This window comes from Nostoc sp. DedQUE07 (assembly GCF_034530975.2).
In the GTDB taxonomy this organism is placed as follows: domain Bacteria; phylum Cyanobacteriota; class Cyanobacteriia; order Cyanobacteriales; family Nostocaceae; genus Nostoc.
Window position 1 is genome coordinate 70,524 of the sequence record NZ_JAVRCC020000029.1, and the last position, 20,629, is coordinate 91,152.

At 40.4% G+C, this 20,629-nt stretch carries 23 protein-coding genes; 14 read left to right on the forward strand and 9 right to left on the reverse strand.

The genetic code is table 11. The features are described from left to right. Positions 1-155: 155 nt before the first annotated feature. Positions 156-461, forward strand: coding sequence for a hypothetical protein (locus RMZ95_RS21325; RefSeq protein ID WP_322684352.1), 306 nt, complete (start codon positions 156-158; stop codon positions 459-461). A gap of 126 nt (positions 462-587) precedes the next feature. On the opposite strand, the gene RMZ95_RS21330 is transcribed toward RMZ95_RS21325, so the two are convergent. Next, complete coding sequence (locus tag RMZ95_RS21330; protein WP_322684351.1) at positions 588-854, reverse strand: helix-turn-helix transcriptional regulator; 267 nt, start codon at positions 852-854, stop codon at positions 588-590. Between the two features lie 121 nt (positions 855-975). Between RMZ95_RS21330 and cas12k the strand changes: the two genes are divergently transcribed. Beyond that, complete coding sequence (cas12k, locus tag RMZ95_RS21335; protein ID WP_322684350.1) at positions 976-2,901, forward strand: type V CRISPR-associated protein Cas12k; 1,926 nt, start codon at positions 976-978, stop codon at positions 2,899-2,901. A gap of 1,262 nt (positions 2,902-4,163) precedes the next feature. Here the strand turns inward: cas12k and ssuD are convergent. The 3 genes from ssuD to RMZ95_RS21350 all read right to left on the reverse strand — a co-directional run bounded on the left by ssuD (position 4,164) and on the right by RMZ95_RS21350 (position 7,230). After that, positions 4,164-5,300, reverse strand: a complete 1,137-nt coding sequence (gene ssuD, locus RMZ95_RS21340; RefSeq protein ID WP_322684349.1) for an FMNH2-dependent alkanesulfonate monooxygenase — start codon at positions 5,298-5,300, stop codon at positions 4,164-4,166. Between the two features lie 17 nt (positions 5,301-5,317). After that, the gene (locus RMZ95_RS21345; protein WP_322684348.1) at positions 5,318-6,364 is read right to left on the reverse strand and encodes a sulfonate ABC transporter substrate-binding protein; all 1,047 of its coding nucleotides are present in this window, start codon (positions 6,362-6,364) and stop codon (positions 5,318-5,320) included. A 110-nt stretch (positions 6,365-6,474) separates the two neighbouring features. Beyond that, positions 6,475-7,230 carry a dienelactone hydrolase family protein gene (locus RMZ95_RS21350; protein ID WP_322684347.1) on the reverse strand — a complete coding sequence of 252 codons (756 nt, stop codon included), beginning with the start codon at positions 7,228-7,230 and terminating at the stop codon, positions 6,475-6,477. A gap of 150 nt (positions 7,231-7,380) precedes the next feature. On the opposite strand from RMZ95_RS21350, the gene RMZ95_RS21355 reads away from it, so the two are divergent. Both RMZ95_RS21355 and RMZ95_RS21360 read left to right on the forward strand, forming a co-directional pair. Continuing rightward, a complete protein-coding gene (locus RMZ95_RS21355; protein WP_322684346.1) occupies positions 7,381-7,794 on the forward strand; it encodes a GNAT family acetyltransferase in 414 nt (137 codons plus the stop codon). A 103-nt stretch (positions 7,795-7,897) separates the two neighbouring features. Continuing rightward, complete coding sequence (locus tag RMZ95_RS21360; RefSeq protein ID WP_322684345.1) at positions 7,898-8,338, forward strand: VOC family protein; 441 nt, start codon at positions 7,898-7,900, stop codon at positions 8,336-8,338. Positions 8,339-8,579: 241 nt separating this feature from the next. On the opposite strand, the gene RMZ95_RS21365 is transcribed toward RMZ95_RS21360, so the two are convergent. Both RMZ95_RS21365 and RMZ95_RS21370 read right to left on the reverse strand, forming a co-directional pair. After that, positions 8,580-9,065 (reverse strand): molybdenum cofactor biosynthesis protein MoaE, encoded by a 486-nt coding sequence (locus RMZ95_RS21365; RefSeq protein WP_322684344.1) that lies wholly within the window; start codon positions 9,063-9,065, stop codon positions 8,580-8,582. 430 nt (positions 9,066-9,495) lie between these two features. Beyond that, positions 9,496-9,912, reverse strand: coding sequence for a KTSC domain-containing protein (locus tag RMZ95_RS21370; RefSeq protein WP_322671449.1), 417 nt, complete (start codon positions 9,910-9,912; stop codon positions 9,496-9,498). 470 nt (positions 9,913-10,382) lie between these two features. Between RMZ95_RS21370 and RMZ95_RS21375 the strand changes: the two genes are divergently transcribed. Both RMZ95_RS21375 and RMZ95_RS21380 read left to right on the forward strand, forming a co-directional pair. Then, positions 10,383-10,775, forward strand: coding sequence for a hypothetical protein (locus RMZ95_RS21375; RefSeq protein ID WP_322671448.1), 393 nt, complete (start codon positions 10,383-10,385; stop codon positions 10,773-10,775). A 241-nt stretch (positions 10,776-11,016) separates the two neighbouring features. Beyond that, a complete protein-coding gene (locus RMZ95_RS21380) occupies positions 11,017-11,961 on the forward strand; it encodes a tetratricopeptide repeat protein (RefSeq protein ID WP_322684343.1) in 945 nt (314 codons plus the stop codon). Between the two features lie 40 nt (positions 11,962-12,001). On the opposite strand, the gene RMZ95_RS21385 is transcribed toward RMZ95_RS21380, so the two are convergent. Next, positions 12,002-12,577: a DUF411 domain-containing protein gene (locus tag RMZ95_RS21385; RefSeq protein ID WP_322684342.1), complete on the reverse strand. Its 576-nt coding sequence runs from the start codon at positions 12,575-12,577 to the stop codon at positions 12,002-12,004. Positions 12,578-13,607: 1,030 nt separating this feature from the next. Between RMZ95_RS21385 and RMZ95_RS21390 the strand changes: the two genes are divergently transcribed. Next, positions 13,608-14,213 carry an HPP family protein gene (locus tag RMZ95_RS21390; RefSeq protein ID WP_322684341.1) on the forward strand — a complete coding sequence of 202 codons (606 nt, stop codon included), beginning with the start codon at positions 13,608-13,610 and terminating at the stop codon, positions 14,211-14,213. Between the two features lie 28 nt (positions 14,214-14,241). Here the strand turns inward: RMZ95_RS21390 and RMZ95_RS21395 are convergent, their stop codons facing one another. Beyond that, positions 14,242-14,445 carry a ChaB family protein gene (locus tag RMZ95_RS21395; RefSeq protein ID WP_322671445.1) on the reverse strand — a complete coding sequence of 68 codons (204 nt, stop codon included), beginning with the start codon at positions 14,443-14,445 and terminating at the stop codon, positions 14,242-14,244. 56 nt (positions 14,446-14,501) lie between these two features. On the opposite strand from RMZ95_RS21395, the gene RMZ95_RS21400 reads away from it, so the two are divergent. After that, positions 14,502-14,639, forward strand: coding sequence for a hypothetical protein (locus RMZ95_RS21400; RefSeq protein ID WP_322684340.1), 138 nt, complete (start codon positions 14,502-14,504; stop codon positions 14,637-14,639). Positions 14,640-14,766: 127 nt separating this feature from the next. Here RMZ95_RS21400 and RMZ95_RS21405 read toward each other — a convergent pair whose 3' ends face one another. Then, the gene (locus tag RMZ95_RS21405; RefSeq protein WP_322684339.1) at positions 14,767-15,228 is read right to left on the reverse strand and encodes a pyridoxamine 5'-phosphate oxidase family protein; all 462 of its coding nucleotides are present in this window, start codon (positions 15,226-15,228) and stop codon (positions 14,767-14,769) included. A 504-nt stretch (positions 15,229-15,732) separates the two neighbouring features. On the opposite strand from RMZ95_RS21405, the gene RMZ95_RS21410 reads away from it, so the two are divergent. The 6 genes from RMZ95_RS21410 to RMZ95_RS21435 all read left to right on the forward strand — a co-directional run bounded on the left by RMZ95_RS21410 (position 15,733) and on the right by RMZ95_RS21435 (position 20,510). Then, positions 15,733-15,978, forward strand: a complete 246-nt coding sequence (locus RMZ95_RS21410) for a hypothetical protein (RefSeq protein WP_322684338.1) — start codon at positions 15,733-15,735, stop codon at positions 15,976-15,978. A 348-nt stretch (positions 15,979-16,326) separates the two neighbouring features. Then, the gene (locus RMZ95_RS21415) at positions 16,327-16,542 is read left to right on the forward strand and encodes a bromodomain-containing protein (protein ID WP_322684337.1); all 216 of its coding nucleotides are present in this window, start codon (positions 16,327-16,329) and stop codon (positions 16,540-16,542) included. A gap of 60 nt (positions 16,543-16,602) precedes the next feature. Beyond that, complete coding sequence (locus RMZ95_RS21420) at positions 16,603-17,154, forward strand: alpha/beta hydrolase (protein ID WP_322684336.1); 552 nt, start codon at positions 16,603-16,605, stop codon at positions 17,152-17,154. A gap of 310 nt (positions 17,155-17,464) precedes the next feature. Further along, complete coding sequence (locus RMZ95_RS21425) at positions 17,465-18,037, forward strand: HdeD family acid-resistance protein (RefSeq protein WP_322684335.1); 573 nt, start codon at positions 17,465-17,467, stop codon at positions 18,035-18,037. Positions 18,038-18,197: 160 nt separating this feature from the next. Further along, the gene (locus RMZ95_RS21430; RefSeq protein ID WP_322684334.1) at positions 18,198-18,335 is read left to right on the forward strand and encodes a hypothetical protein; all 138 of its coding nucleotides are present in this window, start codon (positions 18,198-18,200) and stop codon (positions 18,333-18,335) included. A 12-nt stretch (positions 18,336-18,347) separates the two neighbouring features. Next, entirely contained in the window at positions 18,348-20,510 is a 2,163-nt protein-coding gene (locus RMZ95_RS21435; protein WP_322684333.1) for a glycoside hydrolase family 10 protein, read from the forward strand. Positions 20,511-20,629: the final 119 nt, after the last annotated feature.

The following is a 20,629-nucleotide window of genomic DNA, read 5'->3' on the forward strand; positions in this document are numbered from 1 at the left end:
TTACCTTAATTGTGGCGAATTTTGAAAATTTTGTAGTAACGCTCTTGTTTTGATAATAACAAGTAATTACAATATAGTAACAAGACAAAGGCGATCGCCCTCCGGGAAGAGACTGCGATCGCCTTTTGTTAAACCCCATCAATGAGGTTACTCAGATGATTGTACAAGATGAGTTTGACAACCAAGCCTCGGCTCAAGAAGAGTTTGAGGAATATGTTGACCACTTAGCTGACGCAGTAGCGCCAGAAATTGAAATTGACTCAGTGCTAGATGATTTGGGAGAACTGTATCGAGTTTGGAATGGTTCCCATCTGCTTGGAACTTTTTATCAGAATCTTGAGGGTAAATGGGTAACACAACCCTGCAATAGCGATAAAAGACATTGCTGTGACACCTCTGCCTCAGCTCAACTTTTGATCATTGCTGTCAACGGACTACTGGTCGCGGATGTAGCCGCTTAATGGTTTTTCTCCTGTCATCTGGAGACGTGGCTAACTTCACGTCTCTTTCTTAATTTTTAGCATATTTGTATTTTTTGTAGTACTAGAAGGACAAATTTCTGCTCCTGTGTACTAAAACACTATAAACTAACACTCAGTATCTTTTTCTGATTTATGCTCTGCCTCAATACCGTAGTTGATAAAAAGAGCAGAAATGGAGATGTTTAATGCTTTTGCAAGCTTTTCAATATTTTTGAGAGAAGGATTACGGGTTCCCGTCTCAATACTTGAGATGTAATTACGGTGAAGCCCAGCTTTTTCAGCCAGTTCTTCTTGAGAGTAATCCAGTTCTCGCCGTCTTCGTCTTATCGCTTTTCCAAAACGATATTCAATGTTGATGTTATTTTCCCTCACAGCCTAATAGTGAGGTACTATCAATCATAAATCTACACATAATAAATGTAAAATTGCACACTATAAATGTTATTTTGAGGATACTGGTGTATTTAGTGAAGTTTAGAGAAGAGAAACCGCTATGAGCGTGATCACTATTCAATGTCGATTAGTAGCCAGCGAAGATACCCGCCGCCATCTGTGGCAATTGATGGCAGAGAAGAATACACCTTTGATTAATGAACTACTTGAACAGGTAAGAATGCATCCTGATATGGAGGAGTGGTTGAAGAAGGGCAAATTACCAAATGGAGTAATCAAACCACTGTGTGACTCACTCAGTACTCAAGAACGCTTTGTTAACCAACCCAAGCGTTTTTACAAATCAGCTATTGAAGTAGTCGAGTATATCTATAAGTCTTGGTTGGCATTACAGAAAGAACGACAACAAAAAATCGATAAAAAAGAGCATTGGCTCAATATGCTTAAAAGTGATGTAGAACTGGAACAAGAAAGTAACTTTAGTTTAAATATTATTCGGGATAAAGCTATTGAAATTTTACCGCACTATATTGCTAAGTTTGAAGAAACTAATAAGCCGGATATTAAAAAGGAAAATGTAAATAAAACTAAAAAGATTAAAAGAAAAAATAATAATTACATACTGTTTGACATTTTATTTAAGGCTTACGATCAAGCAAATAATCCTCTTAATCAGTGTGCTATCGCTTACTTATTGAAAAATAATTGTCAGGTTAGTGAAGAAGAGGAAGACCCTAATCGGTATGCTCTACGTCGTAGTAAGAAAGTTAAAGAGATTGAACGTCTTAAAGAACAACTGCAATCGAGGATACCCAGTGGTCGTGATTTGACAGGACAAGAGTGGGTGCAAAGCCTTTTAGTAGCAACCACCACTGTTCCTGAAAGCGAAAGTCAAGCTAAAATTTGGCAGAAGTATCTCTTAAAAAATTCTAGTTCGATACCATTTCCAGTTGAATTCACAAGCAACGAAGACCTTATTTGGTCAAAAAATGAAAAAGGTCGTATTTGTCTTAGCTTCTCAGGTAAAGAGTTCAATAATCATATCTTTGAAATTTACTGCGATAATAAACAAATTTATTGGTTTCAAAGATTTTTAGAAGATCAGAGCATTAAGCGCAACAACAAAGACCAGTATTCATCTTCTCTCTTTACTTTACGTTCAGGACGTTTAGCATGGCAAGACAATAAAGGTAATGACCTTCCCTGGAAGATTCATCGTTTAACTCTTTATTGCAGCGTTGATACTCGCTTGTGGACGATTGAAGGGACTCAGGAGTTTAGGCAAGAAAAAGTAGACGAAATTACTCAAAAACTGACCAACATGGAAAAAAAAGAAAACTTAAATCAACATCAGCAAATTTATATTAAACGCCTTAACTCAACACTCACTAAAATCAACACCGCCTACCCACGTCCTAATCAAAACTTGTATCAGGGTAAAACATCAATTCTCATTGGTGTGAGTTTGGGTCTAGAAAAGCCTGCAACAATAGCTATTGTTGACTGCTCCACAAATAAAGTTCTTGCGTATCGCAGTGTTAAACAGCTACTTGGTGATAATTACAAGTTACTGAACCGCCAGCGACAGCAGCAGCAACGTAATTCTCATGAACGCCACAAAGCTCAAAAAAGCAACACACAAATTAAGTTGTCAGAATTGGAGTTAGGAAAGCACATTGATAACTTACTAGCACAAGCAATTATCACGTTAGCCAAAAATTACCAAGCTGGCAGCATTGTTCTACCCACAATGAAAAATGTACGCGAGAGCATCCAAAGTGAAATAGAAGCTAGGGCAGTGAAAAGATGTCCTAATTACAAAGAAGGTCAGCAAAAGTATGCTAAACAGTACCGCCAGAGCATTCATCGTTGGAGCTACAACAGATTGATTGAGTGTATTCAGAGCCAAGCAGCTAAGGCAAACATTTCTATAGAACAAGGCCCACAACCTATTCGAGATAGTCCTCAAGAAAAAGCGCGAGATTTAGCGATCGCTGCTTACCATTTTCGTCAAAATAAATCTTAATCTTCAGATTGAGCAAATATACTGAACCTTGACAATAAAATAAGTAATAGCGCCGCAGTTCATGTTCTTTGTAACCGCTGAACTGTGAAAAATATGGGGTAGTTTGACTATTGGAAGATAGTCTTGCTTTCTGACCCTAGTAGCTGCTCACCCTGATGCTGCTGTCTCCGGACAGGAATAAGGTGCGTTCCCAGCAATAAGGGCGCGGATATACTGCTGTAGTGGCTACTAAATCACCTCCGATCAAGGGGGAACCCATACCAATCCTTGTTTCCAGGCATTAGAAGAGATTAAAAATCTTTAGTCGATTTGCGCTTGCTTGCGGTGAAAGGGTTTTAGCGTTTAATGGCACACAAATTGCCCATTCAAACGGTAGTTGAAGAAGCATGGAATATAGATCCGCGCTATCAACTCTGGAATCCTTTACAAAACAAGGATTTTATAGAGGAGGGGTTACAATAACCCTTCCCGTGTTGAACGGGTTGAAAGAATTCGTACTGCTTCGTGCAGCACGTCGCCAGAAAGTTACAATAACCCTTCCCGTGTTGAACGGGTTGAAAGGGGAATGATTGAGTGGGAATTACAGATAAATCTCGTTACAATAACCCTTCCCGTGTTGAACGGGTTGAAAGTCGTAGATCGAACGTACAACCAGCGCTGAGGAATAATGTTACAAGAACCCTTCCCGTGTTGAACGGGTTGAAAGACTAAAAGAAATCAATCCAACAAAGATGCCTATGGTTACAATAATCTTTCCCGTATTGAGCGGGTTGAAAGGGAGTGCCAAAAGGAATGCGATCGATTGCGATCGCAAGTTACAATGACCCTTCCCATGTTGAGCGGGTTGAAAGACTAAAACAGATTTACTAGGAGCAATTTTAAGAGGAGGTTAGAATGACAATGACCCTTCCCGTGTTGAGCAGGTTTAAAGGTCAGTGAACTTTTAGAACGCCACATTTTTTAAGTTACAATGATTCTTCTCGTGTTGAGCGGGTTGAAAGGCAGTGTGAGAGATTTCAAAATAAAGATGAAGTTACAAGAGCTTAAGTTAAACTTAAGCTCAGGGTCTTCTATTTGGCAAGTCTGATGTTGACCAGTTACCGTACACAGTCGATAAGTTTCTAATATTGCGACATTAGTTTGTGAACGGTTATCTCGAATGAGCTACGACACCAATTAGTGAAAGAGCGACATTAGCAACATTAATTTGTGAACGACGACATTTAATTTGTGAATGTACAAGTTTTTTGATTTTGAATTGCTTACACTGGCTGGGGTTTGAGTAAATCTGTTTTGGTAACAAATTCACTGAATGTACTTGCAACCTGCTGCGGTAATGCGATGCCTGGAGTTTGTAACGGCAACCTGGGAAATAATAATTCTGCAACTCGATAAGCTTCTTCGAGATGGGGATACCCTGAGAAAACAAAGGTATCAATTCCTAAATCGGCATATTCTAGCATTCGCGCTGCAACTGTGTCTGGATCTCCTACCAAGGCAGTCCCAGCACCTCCACGCACTAAGCCAACACCTGCCCATAAGTTGGGGCTAATTTCTAGGTTTTTGCGATTACCTTTATGCAGTTGGGCCATGCGGCGTTGTCCTTCTGATTCCGACTCAGCAAACCGCCGATGTGCGGCTGCTATGGTTTCATCATCGACATACTGAATCAGTTCATTAGCCGCATCCCAAGCTTTTTGCGTAGTTTCCCTGACTATGACGTGCATCCGAATCCCAAAGCGGACTGTTCTACCTTGTTCTGCTGCTAATTGGCGTACCTTTGCAATTTTTTGAGCAACTCGATCTGGTGGTTCACCCCAAGTTAAATACACATCAATGTGTTTGGCAGCAACTTGGAGCGCCGCATCTGAAGAACCGCCAAAATACAAGGTGGGATAAGGCTTTTGTACGGGAGGAAATTGGAGTTTAGCGCCTTGAACTTGCAAATGGCGACCACTATAGGTTACTTCTTCACCTTGCATGAGCGATCGCCAAATTGTCAAAAACTCATCTGTAAGTTCATAACGCTGGTCATGATCTAAGAAAATCCCATCTTTTGCAAGTTCTTTTGTGTCGCCACCAGTGACAACATTCAGAATAATTCGACCGTTAGAAATCTGGTCAAAAGTAGCAGCCATTCTAACTGCCAAAGAAGGCGACATAATTGCCGGACGAAAGGCTACAAGAAACCGCAAGCGTTCTGTAACTGAAATTAATGAAGTAGCTACAATCCAAGTATCTTGTTTTTGTCCGGTACCAATCAACATCCCGCCATAGCCCAATTTATCAACAGCTTGGGCGATTTGCTGCATATAGGGATAAGTGGCTGGTCGCCTGCCGATTGTAGTACCTAAATAACGCTCGTCTCCCTGGGTCGGCAAATACCAAAAAACTTCCATTTTCTTATCTCCTGGCGCTATTTCTGACTAATGGTTTCCGGTGTGATGGCTGCATATTGTTCGCTAGTCAGCATCGCTTCTTTAATATTAATTGGCTTAGGTATCACTTTTTCTTTGGCAAACAAATCTGCAATCTTCTGTTGTTTGTCCATAATTTCAGGCGTAATTGGTCTTATACCGTAAGTTCGCCTTCCAACCATTGTTGTTAAAATATCTTCATCAATTTTGAGGTGAGGAATAGTCAGTTTTACAACTTCTGCTCGGTTTTTTTCAGCCCATTGACCTGTGTTATCTATCTCCTCAAGAACTAATCGCACTAATTTCGGGTTTTCTGTGGCAAATTTTCGCGCTGCCATGTAATATCCGCCCTGAGTAGAAATGCTACTAGCATCTCTCAAAACACGAGCATTTGCTTTTTTTTGGGCCACGGCTAAATAAGGATCCCAAGTTACCCAGGCATCAATTTTTCCTTGAATAAAAGCATCACGGGCTTCTGAAGGAGGGAGGCTAAGAGCTTGAATATCACTATATTTTAAACCAGCCTCTTCCAAAGCTTTTATTAATAAGTAATGGGAAGCAGAACCCTTTTGAAAAACTACTTTTTTCCCTTTGAGATCGGCTAAAGTCCGAATCGGTGAATTCTTTTGAACGATAATTCCGCTTCCTTTCCCGGTACTGGGTTTATTACTAGCAATATAAACTAAAGATGTGCCAGCCGCTTGGGCAAATATCGGGGGAGTCTCGCCTACAGAGCCAATATCAACCCTGCCCACATTCATCGCTTCCATCAGTTGTGGGCCGGCGGCAAATTGCGCCCATTCCACGGAAATACCTAAAGGCTTGAGACGTTTTTCGATCAATCCTTTAAGTCTGAAAATATCCCCAGAACTTTGATACCCCATTCGGACAACTTTGGTTTTCAAGCCAATGGTTTGATTTGCTGAATTTGGGGTTTGGACTGAGCAACTGATTAAGGTTGTTGAGATTGCTAATAATCCAGGTAAAAGGAATAGTGAAAAACCTTGGAAAATCTTAACTTGTGGTTGTTTGAAGGCGGAAATCATGGACGTGATACTTTGTTTTTTAATTTGCTTTTGACTTATTTTGCCTATGTTCAGTTGTAGAGGCACACAGATGTGCGCCTCTAGTGTTGTATTGCTCCTAACCTAAAAATTTAGACTTTTTGAAGCTGAAGGTTCTTTTGGAATAGTTCTTGAACATTTTTCCAAGCATCAGCAGCAGCTTCGGCATTGTAGCTGGCCCGATGATTGCAAAAGAAGCCATGCCCTGCACCGGGATAACGGAAGATAGCATGAGTAATCTGATTTTTCTTCAGTTCTGCCTCGATCTGTTTTGTATGTTCTAAGGGAATTCCCTGATCGTCAAGACCAAAGAAGGCGTAAATGGGGCCTTTAATCTCTGGAGTGCGGGTGATGGTTGGTTCTCCACCGCCGGGAGTTGAGTTGGGAATACCGCCACCATAGAAGGAAGCTGTAACTTTAATATCTGGTAAGGTGGCAGCTAGATAAACGACGTGACCACCAAAACAGAAACCAATAGAGCCGATCGCATCTCCTTGTACATTTGGTAGAGTTCTTAAGTAAGCGATCGCAGCTTTAATATCACTCAATATTTCCTCTGCTGTTGTCTGCTCTTTATACCCTCTCCCTTGCTGGACATCTTCAGGGGTATAGCCACCTTCAAAACCGGGGGCGGTGCGTTGAAATAAAGTCGGTGCGATCGCTACATACCCCTCTTTGGCAAATTTCTCAGCAACTTCCCGAATGTGAATATTAACCCCAAAAATTTCCTGAATCACGATTACGGCTGGGAAGGTTCCCTTTTGTGCTGGTTCAGCTAAGTAAGCATCAATTTGCAAATCTCCGTTAGGGACTTTAACTTGAGCAGTGCGAATTTCTGTGTTTGTCATCTTAGGGATTAGCCTGTAATTGCTTTCAGGACGCGATGTTTTATGGTAATTTTTGTATAATACTACTTAAAATATATCGATTTATCGTAGTTTAAAAGTAGTATTTCACAAAGAATGTGCAAAGGCAAGTGCTTTGATTTAGAGATGTAGATGAATATAAGACCATACCAAGAATCTGATGCTGAATTAGTCAGTGCTTTGTGGGATGAGGTGTTTCCTAATAATCCGTCGCACAGCAGCCCAAAATTGGTAATCAGTCAGAAGCTTGCTGTACAACCTGAGTTGTTTTTCGTTACTGAGATTAACTCTGTGATTGTAGGGACTATCATGGCAGGATATGACGGGCATCGCGGTTGGCTATACACAGTTGCGGTCAGTCCTCAGTATCAACGACAGGGTATTGGTAGCAAGCTAGTGCAGCACGCAGAGAGAGTATTGATAGCGATGGGATGCCTCAAAATCAATCTCCAAGTTCGTGTCTCCAACGCAGAAGTAGTTGAGTTTTATAGAAAACTTGGCTATCTCATTGAAGAACGCATCAGTATGGGAAAGCTTGTTATATAGATGTTTGGTGAGTTTGAACAAAAAAACTTTAAAAATACGCCAGTATTACAGCAAAAGGTGATTGTAGCGCTACCAACTTTAACCCAAATTAGGAGAAAAATTTATGAAGCTTAATGCAGTTCATCATATTCAAGTAACCTATCCTCTTGAAGTGGAGGAAGCAATGCTATCTTTCTACAGCAAAGTTTTGGGACTGACTGAAATTGTCAGACCTGATGTCATGAAAAATGATTCAGGAGCGTGGTACAAGTTGGGAGACATTGAACTGCACGTTAGTAGAGAGAAAAACGCCAATAACCAAGCATCAAGACGGCATTTTTGTTTCCAAGTCGATAACTTGAACGCCTTTGAAGAACACCTAAAAGAGCATGGAATAGAAATTATTCCCGACCAACGACCACTTCCAGGATGCGTGCGGTTTTTTCTCCGAGATCCCGGTGGGAATCGTATAGAGATTGCAGAGTTTGTTAAGAGTACTTTTGCACAGCAACAAAATCGACACCACTTTTCAAATTTTCAACAACCAGTAAGTAATTCTCAATAAGCAATCGATTTTCTAGCTAGAAACCCTTACTGTGAAAACAATCGACACCATTCAACGTTCGCGCAGCGTCTCGTAGAGAAGTTATGACGCTTTTCAAGTTTCTGGCGAGTGGTGTCGATGAGTTCAATACATTTGGAAAAAGAGGATAGCATTTTACCTATGCTTGTCAAGATTTTGTCAATCTGACTCCTGTTAGCGCAGCGGGGCGTAGCCCATTCTGATTTCTGAATTCTTTGTCAAATCAACAATTTTCTCCTGATGTTTCACACGCACCAATACTTACCCAGGTGCTAGAACCATCTTGCCAATGTTCTTTCTTCCATATAGGGGCATTGTGTTTGAGCGTATCAATAGCATATTGGCAAGCTTCAAACGCCTCACTCCGATGAGGAGAACCCACAGCTACTAAAACGCTGATTTCCCCAACTTGCAAACGTCCAACACGATGAAAAATCGCGACTCGATTCACATCAGACATAGATAAGCGAATATCAGCAGCAATTTGATAAAATATCCGCAACGCCATCGGTTCATAAGCTTGATACTCTAGAGCAATCACAGGTTTACCATCGGTTTGATTGCGAACCATACCACTCATCACAACCACAGCACCATTGGCTGGATCGTCGGATTTGGCATAGATTTCTTCCAGAGATAATGGTGCAAAGGTAATGGCAAAACTATCTTCGGCTCTTGGTTTAACAGCAGAGGTAAGTGTAGTTGTCATAACTGCGTTGATATTATATGGGTTTTTTCTATTGTCTCTGAAGAAAGCATTACTAGTGGTCTGCCAACCCAAAATTGTTAGGTGGAGATTGGGTAAAGGTTAAAGGGACTCATGGTAAGGGATAAAAAACATCAGTCCCTTTCCCCCGCCCCTTATCCCCAGAGGGCAAGGTGGTTTCATACGAAAAAAGAAAAATACATAAGTTTTGATTTCTCGTTTTGTGTCCAGGCTTTTTCCCTCACTTCCATTCCTCTCCCCCACGGGGGGAGAGGCTTTGAAACCCAGCTTTAGTTTTTCTCTGTTTGTATAAAACCACCCTACGCCCCTTATCCCCAGAGGGAACCCCACCTTCCCCTTTTCCCGACTTATGCCAAGAAGTTTCTTATACAACGCAAGAATTATTAAAAACCCTACATGCAGTTATTAGTCATTAATCTGCACAATCTAGACGATCGCAATCATATCTACCTTTAATCTCTTGATTGAAAAAGCTGCCAATTGAGTCAGAGGAATGTAAATCTTCCCAAGTATCCTCATCTACGCCTAAGTACTGATAAACCGCTCCACTTTGAAACTCAACTTGCAAAATCTGTTCGTCAGGATCGTAGCCTACAGCCGCCGCCATTGATGAGCTAACTGGTAACATAGCAATTGGTTCTTCTTCAAAGGGTAGTGCAGTAGTTTCAGCTATAACCTCATTGAGTTCTTGCAATCCTTCGTAAGCTTGTATCGGTGCCGGAATTTCCAAAAACTCTAGTTCGTTGCCTCGGTCGAGCAACAACTGCAAATATCCATCAGAATGAGCGATCGCTACTAAACTGCTCAAGTCTACCTTAGATAGCTTCATTTATTTTCTACTCTCCTATTGGCGTAGTCGGGAGTGGTAAAGTTTTATGCAATATCAAACGCTTTTATAGTACATTTATACTAAATAATTATTTAAGTGTCAAGTTTTTCCTTCTAGGAGAGAATTTTAGGTATGTAGAGACGCTTTAACAAAGCAGCACACAGTGTTTTTCTCTGACATTTGAGGAAATACTTGTGATTAGGCTTAGGTGAATGAGCGTATTTGAGTCACCTAAAAAATTGCATAAATGTTCAACTCGCCTCAGTTAAGTACTTGAAAATTTCAACCATCCTTGTTGTGTCTAGACTCAGTTGAGTCTCTATTGCTGTTTGTATCACCCAATTAGCTCACCCTTTTGGGTGAGTCATATATCAACCGATCAGATGACCTGACTGAAGGAAGTTGAGATTAATAATAAAGAGGACTCTATTACTAAGAAACACCGATCGCATTTTACCTAAATATAACTTATGAAACTTGCTACCTTAATAAATTCTGCACTGATTTTTGCTTCTCTTACTCTTGTACCTGGAATTGCTGGCGCTCAAACAGCTACTACTAACAACAGTGAAACAATAGCTGTTAACTCTAATAATTTATCCACGAACTCGACTTCTGCTAATTACCTCCAGCCTTTGAATCTAGTTAATTTTGCTTATCAAGGAGGTCTGCAACAACACGGTATTCCTAGCGGAGAAGCGCTAGTACTTAAAACTTTGAATAGAAATATTCTTGCGAAAGATTTGGTTAAAGCTGCTGTGAATGCAAATAAATTACCATCACAAGTTTTAAACGATCAAAATTATTTAAGTGCTGTTAATTTAGAACTCAACGTGTTGCCAGATTATGCTGCTGCTGATTAATTTGGTTTTTATTATATCTTTTGAGAAAGCTAAGTTTTTCAGTATGGTATATTTGTATGCTTGTTACTAAGGATAAATAAAAGCCTTTTATACATAGCGATCGCTGTGTATGAAAAGTATATAAGAAAGCTTGATATTGAAAAATAATTTCTCAATTTTGACATAAGTTGCACTTATCCTGTGCTAAAGCCACAGAAAATTGTATAATCGACAGCTTATCGATCAAAAATTTCTATAGAGAATGACAGAAGTAATAAGATCCGGGGGACTAAATAATATTGAGTCCATTGAGTATGAAGAGCGGTGCTTAGAAAAAGCTAGAGAAACAGGCGATCGCAATCGGGAAGTCATTTCTTTGGCAAGTTTGGGCAATGCTTACCAGTCGCTAGGCGAGTACCACCTAGCAATTGAGTTTTATCAACAGTGGTTAGATATAGCTAAAGAAATAGGCGATCGCTTAGAAGAAGCCAAATCTTTATCTGGGTTGGGTAACGCTTACCAATCACTGGGCAAATATCAGCGAGCGATTGAATTTTATCACCAGTGGTTGAGTATTACCAGGAAAATAGGCGATCGCACTGGAGAAGGCATTTGCTTGGGAAGCTTGGGTAATACTTATGAATACCTGGGTAAGTACGAGCAAGCGATAGATTTTTACCAACAATGGTTGAGTATAACCAAGAAAATAGGCGATTGGACTGGGAAATGTATTTGCCTGGGAAGTTTGGGCAACATTTATGAATCGTTGGGATCTTACCAACTAGCAATTGAATTTTACCAACAATGGTTAGGGCTGGCAAAATTCATCAGCGATCGCAATGCTGAAGGCATGGCTTTGAGTGGATTGGGCAGTGCTTATAAGGCTTTAGGAAAGTACCAAAGGGCGTTGGAGTTTTATCAGCATTCATTAAAGATCGGAAGCGATCTTAATGACCCAAATGAAGAAGCAAATGCCTGGTTTAATTTGGGTTTGGTGTTAGAAAAAATCAATCGAGAATCAGAAGCGATGGATGCCTTTTGTAATGCTCGTGAAATTTATCGCGCAATGGGACTTGATGCCAGCCTGCAAGATTGTAACCATGCCATTGAGTTTCTTTCTCAAAATGTTGCAAGCGCACCATCTACTTTCTGGTTGAGGAGATGGTTAAATCATTTGTCGCAGTCGATCAAAACTGGTTCTAAATAAAGAGTGCTGAGTTCCGAGTTAAAAGACCCTTTTTATTCACTCAGGACTCACCAGGATACTTATTGAATACTGCAACTGAGTTATTGCGATCGAAAGAAAGCACAGAAAACGGGTCTTTTCGATTCCCCATTTCCATCCCTGGAGTGCCTACAGGCATTTGAGGAACAGATAAACCAATAACATTTGGCTTTTCTTGAAGCAGACGTTTGATGTCGTCTGCTGGGACGTGTCCTTCAATAACATATCCATTAACAATTGCCGTGTGGCAAGATGACAAGTTATCCGGCACGTTGTAATTTTGTTTGACTGTTTCGATGTCAGGTGTAGAAAAATCTGTGATTTTAAAACCCTGTGTCTTTAAGTGTTCAATCCACCCGCCACAACAGTTACAATCGGGACTGCGATATACAGTGGTATTTAGCACTGTTGATTTTGATGGTGTCTGTTGCTCCTGGATGTGACTACTGCTAAAAACAGCTTGAGCATGACTCATCGGAGCAGTGCTTCCCAAAATGCTCAACACCCCTAATGTTAAAACCACTATTTGCACAATGGCAGGCATCAAGATGGGAAGTAACCATTTTTGCCAGCAATAAATCAATTGTTTGTGTGACATCTGATACTTCTTAAATACAATATTGCTTCCAAAACACTCTGCGTTTAAACGGTTTTTTATTCCCCTTTCCCCTTTACCCTTTCCCCTTTAACCGAACCGTATTGCATCTAACGTCAGGCGAGTTGTTATTACATCTGAGGGACTGGTTTGAGCAAAGACTGCAATCAACCTTTTAAATAAACGTGAGTTCGATGAATCTCTCCCGGACAACCTCCCTCTCCCACAGGGCTACGATGTATACACAAGTCTCAAGTAGTTGATAAATCTCGGTTTTACCCCACCCTAACCCTCCCCGTATGTATTGGGGAGGGAACAAAAATTCCGGTTTCCCCCCTTTATAAGGGGGGATTAAGGGGGGTAATTTGAGTTGTGTGTACACCGTAGGGGTTGGGGGAGAGGTCAAAAAAGGGCTTGTCGAACTCACGTTAAATAATTAGCTCTAAAACTATTATTAGCAAATCTGCTAGCACCTTGAAGTTAGTAACAATATCTTTAATGTGACAACTCTCACCGCTAATTGCAAGCACTCTTAGCGGGATCTGCCAATCGGGGGCATTGAACCTCACGATTGGCAGCCCTCCTATCCCCTATCACCGCCAATTGGAGTACCTTGGAGGTTTAGATGGAACAAATTCAGGCAAATCATAAGTAATTATTATAGGTGGAATAGTTTTTTTTCTACGTAATATACGCTTTATTAAAAAATTTCCAAGATCCTTTAATGGTAGAATGTTATAAAATCATGACATTAAGCAATATTCTATTGGACTTGTTAATTTAGCGTTAATAGGTCTATGTAAATGTTGCTCTTAATGTCTTGAATAGATAATCTAGTCGATGCCTTATTTACAATCTGGAAAGTACTACTGTGTGCATTGTTATCTTTAATGTATAAACCGATTGAAGATACTATTTTTGCTAACAAACTTGAGATAGATGTGTTTGTTTATTTCGGTATTGATAACTAGCTACAGTATAATTTCACCACTGATATTTTCTAAGTTGATGCTTATTTATTATTGTGGAGTTTATGAAAGAAAATTTCCCAAAAAAGCGAACTAATTATGCTTATTTAAGATTATTTAATTACAAAAATCTTCACTTGAAATTGAATAATTACTGGTTTAAGATAAGTGGAACCTGGCGGTCATGTCCTCTAACCTGTCCTATAGATAAACCTCATCACAAACATATTTTTTGGAGTTGGCTTGGTAGTTTCTTAGCAATCGCAGCAACGGCTTACCTGTCTGCGAAAACACATTCTCCTCTGCTTATGGCTCCGTTTGGTGCTACCAGTGTATTGATATTTGGCGTACCAGACAGTCCTTTGGCTCAACCCCGTAATGTGATTGGTGGTAATCTCGTAGCTGCCTTAGTCAGCCTAATTATTTTACATCTTTTCGGTTCATCACCTTGGACAATGGGAATGGCTGTTGCTACTGCCATTGGGATGATGCAGCTGACTGGAACTCTACACCCACCTTCAGGAGCAGTTGCCTTAGTCGTGATGATGACAAAAGCTCCTTGGCAATTTCTATTAACACCTGCTTTACAAGGTTCTATTATTTTGGTGCTTTGTGCTGTGGTTTTTAATAATCTGGCACAAGAGAGGACTTATCCCAAGCACTGGCTGTAAGAAAACCTTAATCGAACCGTATTGATTTCTATTCTGGTTTTTTGTGCCAATGCCCATCATCGCCTTTTTCGTAGTCGCGTTTTACCGCACTCCAAGCGACTCGAAAGGCACGTTCTTCTCCACCATATTGTTCTTGAGCGCTGTTAAATGCAGCCCGGAAAATTTCTTGGGCGTGTTTGGGTAAGTTTTCTTTGACTGCATCTGGTAAGTCTGTAATTTGTTTGTAAGGCATAAATTTTATTTCCCCAGTCTCATAGTTGTCCTTTGCTTTAGGGTGGAAAACCATGTTTGCTTCTGCCTTCATCAGTATCAAACTTTAGAAGTTTTGAAGAGTTTAAAACCTTTATCAGCAGCATATTGGTGACAGCGATCGCACGCAAACCGCTTGCATTAGTTAAAACCCAGCCGCAGGCGGGCGATCGCTGAATTTTTAGGCAGTGCTTTCAGTCACTCAATACCCCCAACAATTGCCACAATTTCGTCCAATAATTACAAGTCTTAAATAATTCGTCATTGAATTCTTAACTACGAATTACGAATTACGAATTATTAATTAAAGACGTGATGTTGTCAAAAAAATAATTGTTTGGGGCTTGAAACTCGATACACTATCCCAATAATTAACCTGGTTAATATTTACCTTCAGCAAAGCAATACCAGGTTCGTCTAGTCCTTTAGGAAACCAGGTTTGAAGTTCCGGCTTCCATAGCTCTCGCATTTTGTTGCGCTCTTTTACAAGTTGTGCTGTACCTGAGATCGAAACGTATCGCTGCTGTTCGGGTGAAGAGAAACTAATATTTACTTGCTCGTGGTGTTCAATTTCAGTCACCTTATGGGAATCAGAATAAGTAAAGAACCAGAGTATGCTATCAGAGTTAATCTCACCACTCTTTGACATCGGGTAACTATGCAAGCTGCCATCATCATCGACTGTAGTAAACATACCATAATCAATATCTTTGATGAGTTCACGCAGTTTTTGAATCTGTTGCTTGCGGTCAGTAGAAGTTGCCATTGTTTGTACTTTTTTCTTTATTTATCTATTAGTTGTCTAGGCTGCAATTTTTAATTGCAAGCAGATTTAATTTTGATAATGTTATTTTTTAGTATTAACCTTTTTAGTTTAAATTGCGTGAGCCTAAAGGTGTAATTATAATAAAAGTAGCTTTTTTAGTTATATCTATAGAGATATTTGTTGAGAGTGACTATTCTATGCATAGACAATTTTTAGGTATAGTCAGGTTAGTTTTGTACTTATTTCTTTAGACATAAATTTGATAAATTTTGTACTAAATTCAAAGTGCCTCTGTAACTTTAGGCGATCGAGTCATAAATTAGCAGACATATAGGAATCCGGTTTGATTTGGAGAATTTACTTGCATGGGTAAGGAATAGGAAACAAGGCATAGATCCGTTTGAAAAAGTCAAATGCCATTTGGCTTGTGGAAAACACTGAAATGAGTAACTAAACTGGTGTTTGAGAAAGCATTTAAGCCTTTTGCTTGCGGAAAATACCAAAATGAGAAAGCATTTAAGCCTTTTGCTTGCGGAAAACACCAAAATGAGAAAGCATTTAAGCCTTTTGAGAAAGCATTTAGGCATTTTGCTTGCTGAAAATACCAAAATGAGAAAGCATTCAAGTGTTTTGAGAAAGCATTTAAGCCTTTTGAGAAAGCATTTCAGTATTTTGAGAAAGTATTTTAGTATTTTGATAAAGCAATTAGGCTTTTTGATAAAGCAACCAGTAAATATACCTAAAGATTAAAAATCACGGCTGTACATAGCTTGTTTCCGGTTCGCCCTTCGCGTCCCATAGAGAAGAGTACACCGACGCTTAGATATTCTGCAACTGTAAAATTTAATCGGATGACACAGCAATAGCGATCGCATCTCGTGACAATCGTTATTATTACATTTGCGATCGCTACTGATGACTTGTTATTTACTTATTAAAGTATTAAAATTTACGCAGACAAGTATTCTTACTCTAGTAGGTTAAATTTATACCTTCTGAATGAGCCTCTTCAACCCATAGTAGGAGTATCACTTTCTATTGAGCGTCTACTATAAACAACTAGGAAATAAAATTGCAGTATATTTTGCCTTTTAAATTATGGACTGGAAGTACAGGTGGAAAAATGGTTATCGGCCAAGCCGAGACGAAGCAGCAAAAAATCCTCATTTGTTAGATGAGAGCCAGTTCGAGAACGAACAAGACCGAAAGCTGGCTGAAGAAACTGCAAGGAAGCATTTGGGCGTACCTGCACCAACTTTAGACGAAGACCAATCAATACTACCTCATGCAGCTTCGCCTAATAACAAAGTTTAACCCTAAGACATAGGCATTTTGTGCTTATGTCTGCTCCATACCATTATCAAGTTTAAAAAAATGCAGATTTCGCAACTTCTCAATCAATTAAATAATAAGAAATTTACTAAGTTACTCACACAGACAGTAGCTTTAGGTGTAGGTGCTATTGTTCTATTCTCAACTACTAATGCTAATGCTGCCGAGCAAGTTGTTTTAAAGTATGGTACTTTTCAGGGGCAAGTATCTGTTGAAGAATTAAGTCAGTTTACAGAAACTGGCAAGACTACCCCAACATTAAGAGCTTATTTAGAAGCGGCGCAACAAGACCCCGCAGTAGCTCGTAAGGCATTGAAAGCCCCAATAAAAGCTGATGCTGCTTTTTTAAATAGCTTACTAGCTAGTTGGGCAGGGCCAATTTTAGTTAACCAAATTGGTGAGGTAGTTCATCCTCCCGCAGGACAATTAGACCAGCAAGCATTGCGAAGCGCTTTAAGTACATCTATTCAACAAAATGGTGAAGTGACATTACTTGGAGCCATTCAGAATTATCCAAATACTTCTGTTGAACTTGAAGGAGATCGTCTTATTTCTGTTTATGAACGTCTAAGCAATCTTGCAGAACTCTTATAGGGTAACTTAGAGACAATGCAGTTGCGATCTAATAATTAGACCTCTTGGCATTTGTACCTTTTGTACTCTTGTAGGGAAAGGTGGAAAGGTTAAAGGGGAATGTTAATTCTATCCCTTTCCCCTTTACCCCTTACCCTTTACCCAACTTCTGCAAGAAGTCGATTGATTTAGTATCTCAATAGTCGTAAATTTTAGTCACGATCGCAATGAAGTTAATACTGATGAGTCTGTCTTAGGGTTCATACTGTGTTAATTAAAAATTCCCTAACCTAAATGTAGAGTTTAGTCTAAAAATAGGAAAGGGATTTTTATGACAACCGATGTTTCTAAAAATACTAACAAAAATGTGAATGGGTCACTGATAACAGGTGTTCTGTTGAGTATTTTAGGGGTTATTGCGATCGCAGCACCTAATTTCACCACCTTATTCGCCGAAACTTGGATTGCAGCGATTTTGATTTTTGCCGGATTTACAAAACTAGTTTATGCCACTCAAACCCGCCACCAAGGAGGTTTTATTTGGAAACTTCTATTGAGCGGGCTTTATATTGCAACAGGCATTATGCTGTTTGTTTATCCTTTTACAGGTGTACTCACACTAACTCTGTTGCTTGGTAGCTTTTTACTGGCTGAAGGTACATTCGAGTTAATTCTGGCATTCCGGTTACGTCCGCAAGAAAACTGGACGTGGGTACTAGGTGATGGGATTATTACGCTGGTCTTAGGCGCAATGATTTGGTTCCAATGGCCCTTCAACGCACCTTGGCTTCTGGGTACACTAGTTGGTGTCAGCATTATTTTCACTGGCATTTCACGCGTAATGCTGGCGTTGAATGCGCGTTCTACCTCAAATCCTACTAATGAAGCTGCAAATCCTACTTAGTAGATAGGAGTGGGGGAGCAGAGGAGACAAGGGGACAAGGGGACAAGGGGACAAGGGGACAAGGGGACAAGGGGACAAGGGGACAACCCGGAATTATTGAACAAGTCTCTCCCTTATCTACCCCCTCTTCCTTGTCTACCTTGTCTCTTCTCCATACCCAATGCCCAATACCCCATTCCCAAACTTAAGTAGTCAAAGTTTACAAGACGAAATTGCAGCAGCGATGCCTACGGCTGGCTATGCCTACGCCAACAAAATTGCTAAATTAACAAAGGAAATCAAAATCAAGGCCAGCTAGCTGCAATTAACAATGGTATCTATTGCTACTCCATTCTCGGATATTCAAAACCATTGGGCACGCTCATTTATTACAGCCTTAGCCCAACGCGGTATTGTCAGTGGGTTGCCTAATGGCACTTATCGCCCCGATAATTCACTTACCCGTGCTGAATTTGCCGCTATTATCGCTAACGCATTTGGGACAGTTTCCAAGAAGCGGCAGTATGTTTCCTTTGTTGATGTACCCACGAATTATTGGGCAGCAGCAGCCATCAAAACAGCTTACGAAAAAGCATTTATTAGCGGATTCCCTGATAAAACTTTCCGTTCTGCTAACCGAATTACTAGGGTAGAAGTCTTAGTTTCCTTGGTAGCAGGCTTAGAAATTGCTACCAAGGTTAAACCTGACCTGCTCTCAAAACTCTCACAGATTTATCAGGATTCTGTACAAATTCCTGAATATGGTAGAAATCATGTAGCTATTGCCACCAGCGCTGGATTGGTGGTTAGTTTCCCAAATATTAAATTACTCAATCCTAATCTCGCTGCTACTCGTGCAGATGTGGCAGTGATTATTTATCAAGCCTTGGTGTATTTAGGTCAGGCAGAAAAAATTGCTTCTAGTTACTTAGTACAGCCGCCAACTCCAACTCCAACTCCAACTCCAACTCCAACTCCAACTCCAACTCCAACTCCAACGCCAATTCCGATACCAACACCAATTCCAACTCCAACTCCAATTCCAACGCCAATTCCGATACCAACACCAATTCCAACTCCAACTCCAACGCCCACACCTATCGGCAGCGTTAGGGTAAATCATAGCCGGGAATTCCGGGGAGCATGGGTAGTATCTGTGTGGAATGGTGATTGGCCTTCCAAACCGGGACTTACTGTTGCTCAACAAAAAGCAGAACTTACGGAGATTATTACTAAATTACAAGCGCTAAACTTCAATGCTCTGATTTTCCAGGTGCGACCGGAGGGAGACGCTTTGTATGAATCTCGATTAGAGCCTTGGAGTGCTTGGATTACAGGAACTCAGGGGAAAGCACCAGAACCATTTTACGATCCTTTAGCGTTTGCGATCGCAGAATGTCACAAGCACAATATTGAACTCCATGCTTGGTTTAACCCCTACCGTGCTAGCACTTCCACCGACCCAGCTAAAACGGTCCGTCCCCACATCGCAGCTACCAATCCAGAAAGCGTTTATTTGTGGAAAACACAACGCTGGATGGACCCAGGACTAAAAATAGTTCAGGATAGAGCGTATAACGTAATTCTTGATGTAGTGAAGCGCTACGATGTTGATGGCATTCACTTAGATGATTACTTCTATCCATATCCCATTGAGGGACAAGCTTTCCCCGATAATAAAACCTACGCTGCATATAAAGCAGCTGGTGGTACACTCAGCCTTGGTGACTGGCGACGAGACAATGTTAACAAAATGGTACAGCGCCTCTGGCAAGGGATTAAAACAGCCAAACCTGACGTAAAATTTGGTATTAGTCCTTTTGGGATTTATCGCCCCGGACAACCCGCTGGTATTACCGGATTGGATGCTTACAACGTGCTGTATGCTGACTCCAAAAAATGGTTAGAAGAAGGCTGGATTGATTATATCGCTCCTCAACTTTACTGGCGCACAGACCAACCACAACAAAGTTATCCAGCGTTGCTACAGTGGTGGACACAGGTAAACACAAAGCAAAGACACGTTTATGCTGGTAACAATTTGACAGAACCAAGCAACAAGAGTCGCGAGAGTGATGAGATTGAAAAGCAGGTAAAAATTAGTCGTAGCCAAGCTGGACGATTGTCACTGGGGAATATCTTCTTTAATCTCAGTGTTTTGACAGAAAATAGTCAGGGCATTGCTGATAAATTCCAAAGTCTGCTGTATAACAAACCTGCCTTACCACCGACTTTGCCTTGGCAAGATACAACACCACCATCTCCACCCATTGGACTACAAGTCAATAACCGCAAACTGAGTTGGCAGCCTGGAGATAATCAGCCAGTTCGTTCCTGGACACTTTATCGGCTGAGTGGCGATACTTGGACAATTCAACGAATTTTATCTGCTGGTACAACATTCGCTACCGTCCAACAAGCCGGAACTTATGCCGTGTGTGCAGTAGATAGATTAGCTAACGAGAGTTTGGGAACAGTTATTACAGTTAGTTGAACAAAAGTGCTGCCAGATTCGCGATAACTTTATATATATGGATACAACTGACGAATAAAAGTCAGACTCCTCAAGATAAAACTAGTCTGATAATAGTGTAACTGCGGCATTAAAACCAT

Coding starts and splice junctions, on each gene's coding strand:
- RMZ95_RS21365 (WP_322684344.1), bottom strand. CDS start 9,065: ATGACAACTACACTTACCTCTGCTGTTAAACCAAGAGCCGAAGATAGT.
- RMZ95_RS21370 (WP_322671449.1), bottom strand. CDS start 9,912: ATGAAGCTATCTAAGGTAGACTTGAGCAGTTTAGTAGCGATCGCTCAT.
- RMZ95_RS21410 (WP_322684338.1), top strand. CDS start 15,733: ATGAGAAAGCATTTAAGCCTTTTGCTTGCGGAAAACACCAAAATGAGA.
- RMZ95_RS21390 (WP_322684341.1), top strand. CDS start 13,608: ATGAAAGAAAATTTCCCAAAAAAGCGAACTAATTATGCTTATTTAAGA.
- RMZ95_RS21385 (WP_322684342.1), bottom strand. CDS start 12,577: ATGTCACACAAACAATTGATTTATTGCTGGCAAAAATGGTTACTTCCC.
- RMZ95_RS21355 (WP_322684346.1), top strand. CDS start 7,381: ATGAATATAAGACCATACCAAGAATCTGATGCTGAATTAGTCAGTGCT.
- ssuD (WP_322684349.1), bottom strand. CDS start 5,300: ATGGAAGTTTTTTGGTATTTGCCGACCCAGGGAGACGAGCGTTATTTA.
- RMZ95_RS21350 (WP_322684347.1), bottom strand. CDS start 7,230: ATGACAAACACAGAAATTCGCACTGCTCAAGTTAAAGTCCCTAACGGA.
- RMZ95_RS21420 (WP_322684336.1), top strand. CDS start 16,603: ATGCAGATTTCGCAACTTCTCAATCAATTAAATAATAAGAAATTTACT.
- RMZ95_RS21380 (WP_322684343.1), top strand. CDS start 11,017: ATGACAGAAGTAATAAGATCCGGGGGACTAAATAATATTGAGTCCATT.
- RMZ95_RS21395 (WP_322671445.1), bottom strand. CDS start 14,445: ATGCCTTACAAACAAATTACAGACTTACCAGATGCAGTCAAAGAAAAC.
- RMZ95_RS21345 (WP_322684348.1), bottom strand. CDS start 6,364: ATGATTTCCGCCTTCAAACAACCACAAGTTAAGATTTTCCAAGGTTTT.
- RMZ95_RS21415 (WP_322684337.1), top strand. CDS start 16,327: ATGGACTGGAAGTACAGGTGGAAAAATGGTTATCGGCCAAGCCGAGAC.
- cas12k (WP_322684350.1), top strand. CDS start 976: ATGAGCGTGATCACTATTCAATGTCGATTAGTAGCCAGCGAAGATACC.
- RMZ95_RS21375 (WP_322671448.1), top strand. CDS start 10,383: ATGAAACTTGCTACCTTAATAAATTCTGCACTGATTTTTGCTTCTCTT.
- RMZ95_RS21425 (WP_322684335.1), top strand. CDS start 17,465: ATGACAACCGATGTTTCTAAAAATACTAACAAAAATGTGAATGGGTCA.
- RMZ95_RS21435 (WP_322684333.1), top strand. CDS start 18,348: ATGGTATCTATTGCTACTCCATTCTCGGATATTCAAAACCATTGGGCA.
- RMZ95_RS21430 (WP_322684334.1), top strand. CDS start 18,198: ATGCCCAATACCCCATTCCCAAACTTAAGTAGTCAAAGTTTACAAGAC.
- RMZ95_RS21405 (WP_322684339.1), bottom strand. CDS start 15,228: ATGGCAACTTCTACTGACCGCAAGCAACAGATTCAAAAACTGCGTGAA.
- RMZ95_RS21360 (WP_322684345.1), top strand. CDS start 7,898: ATGAAGCTTAATGCAGTTCATCATATTCAAGTAACCTATCCTCTTGAA.
- RMZ95_RS21325 (WP_322684352.1), top strand. CDS start 156: ATGATTGTACAAGATGAGTTTGACAACCAAGCCTCGGCTCAAGAAGAG.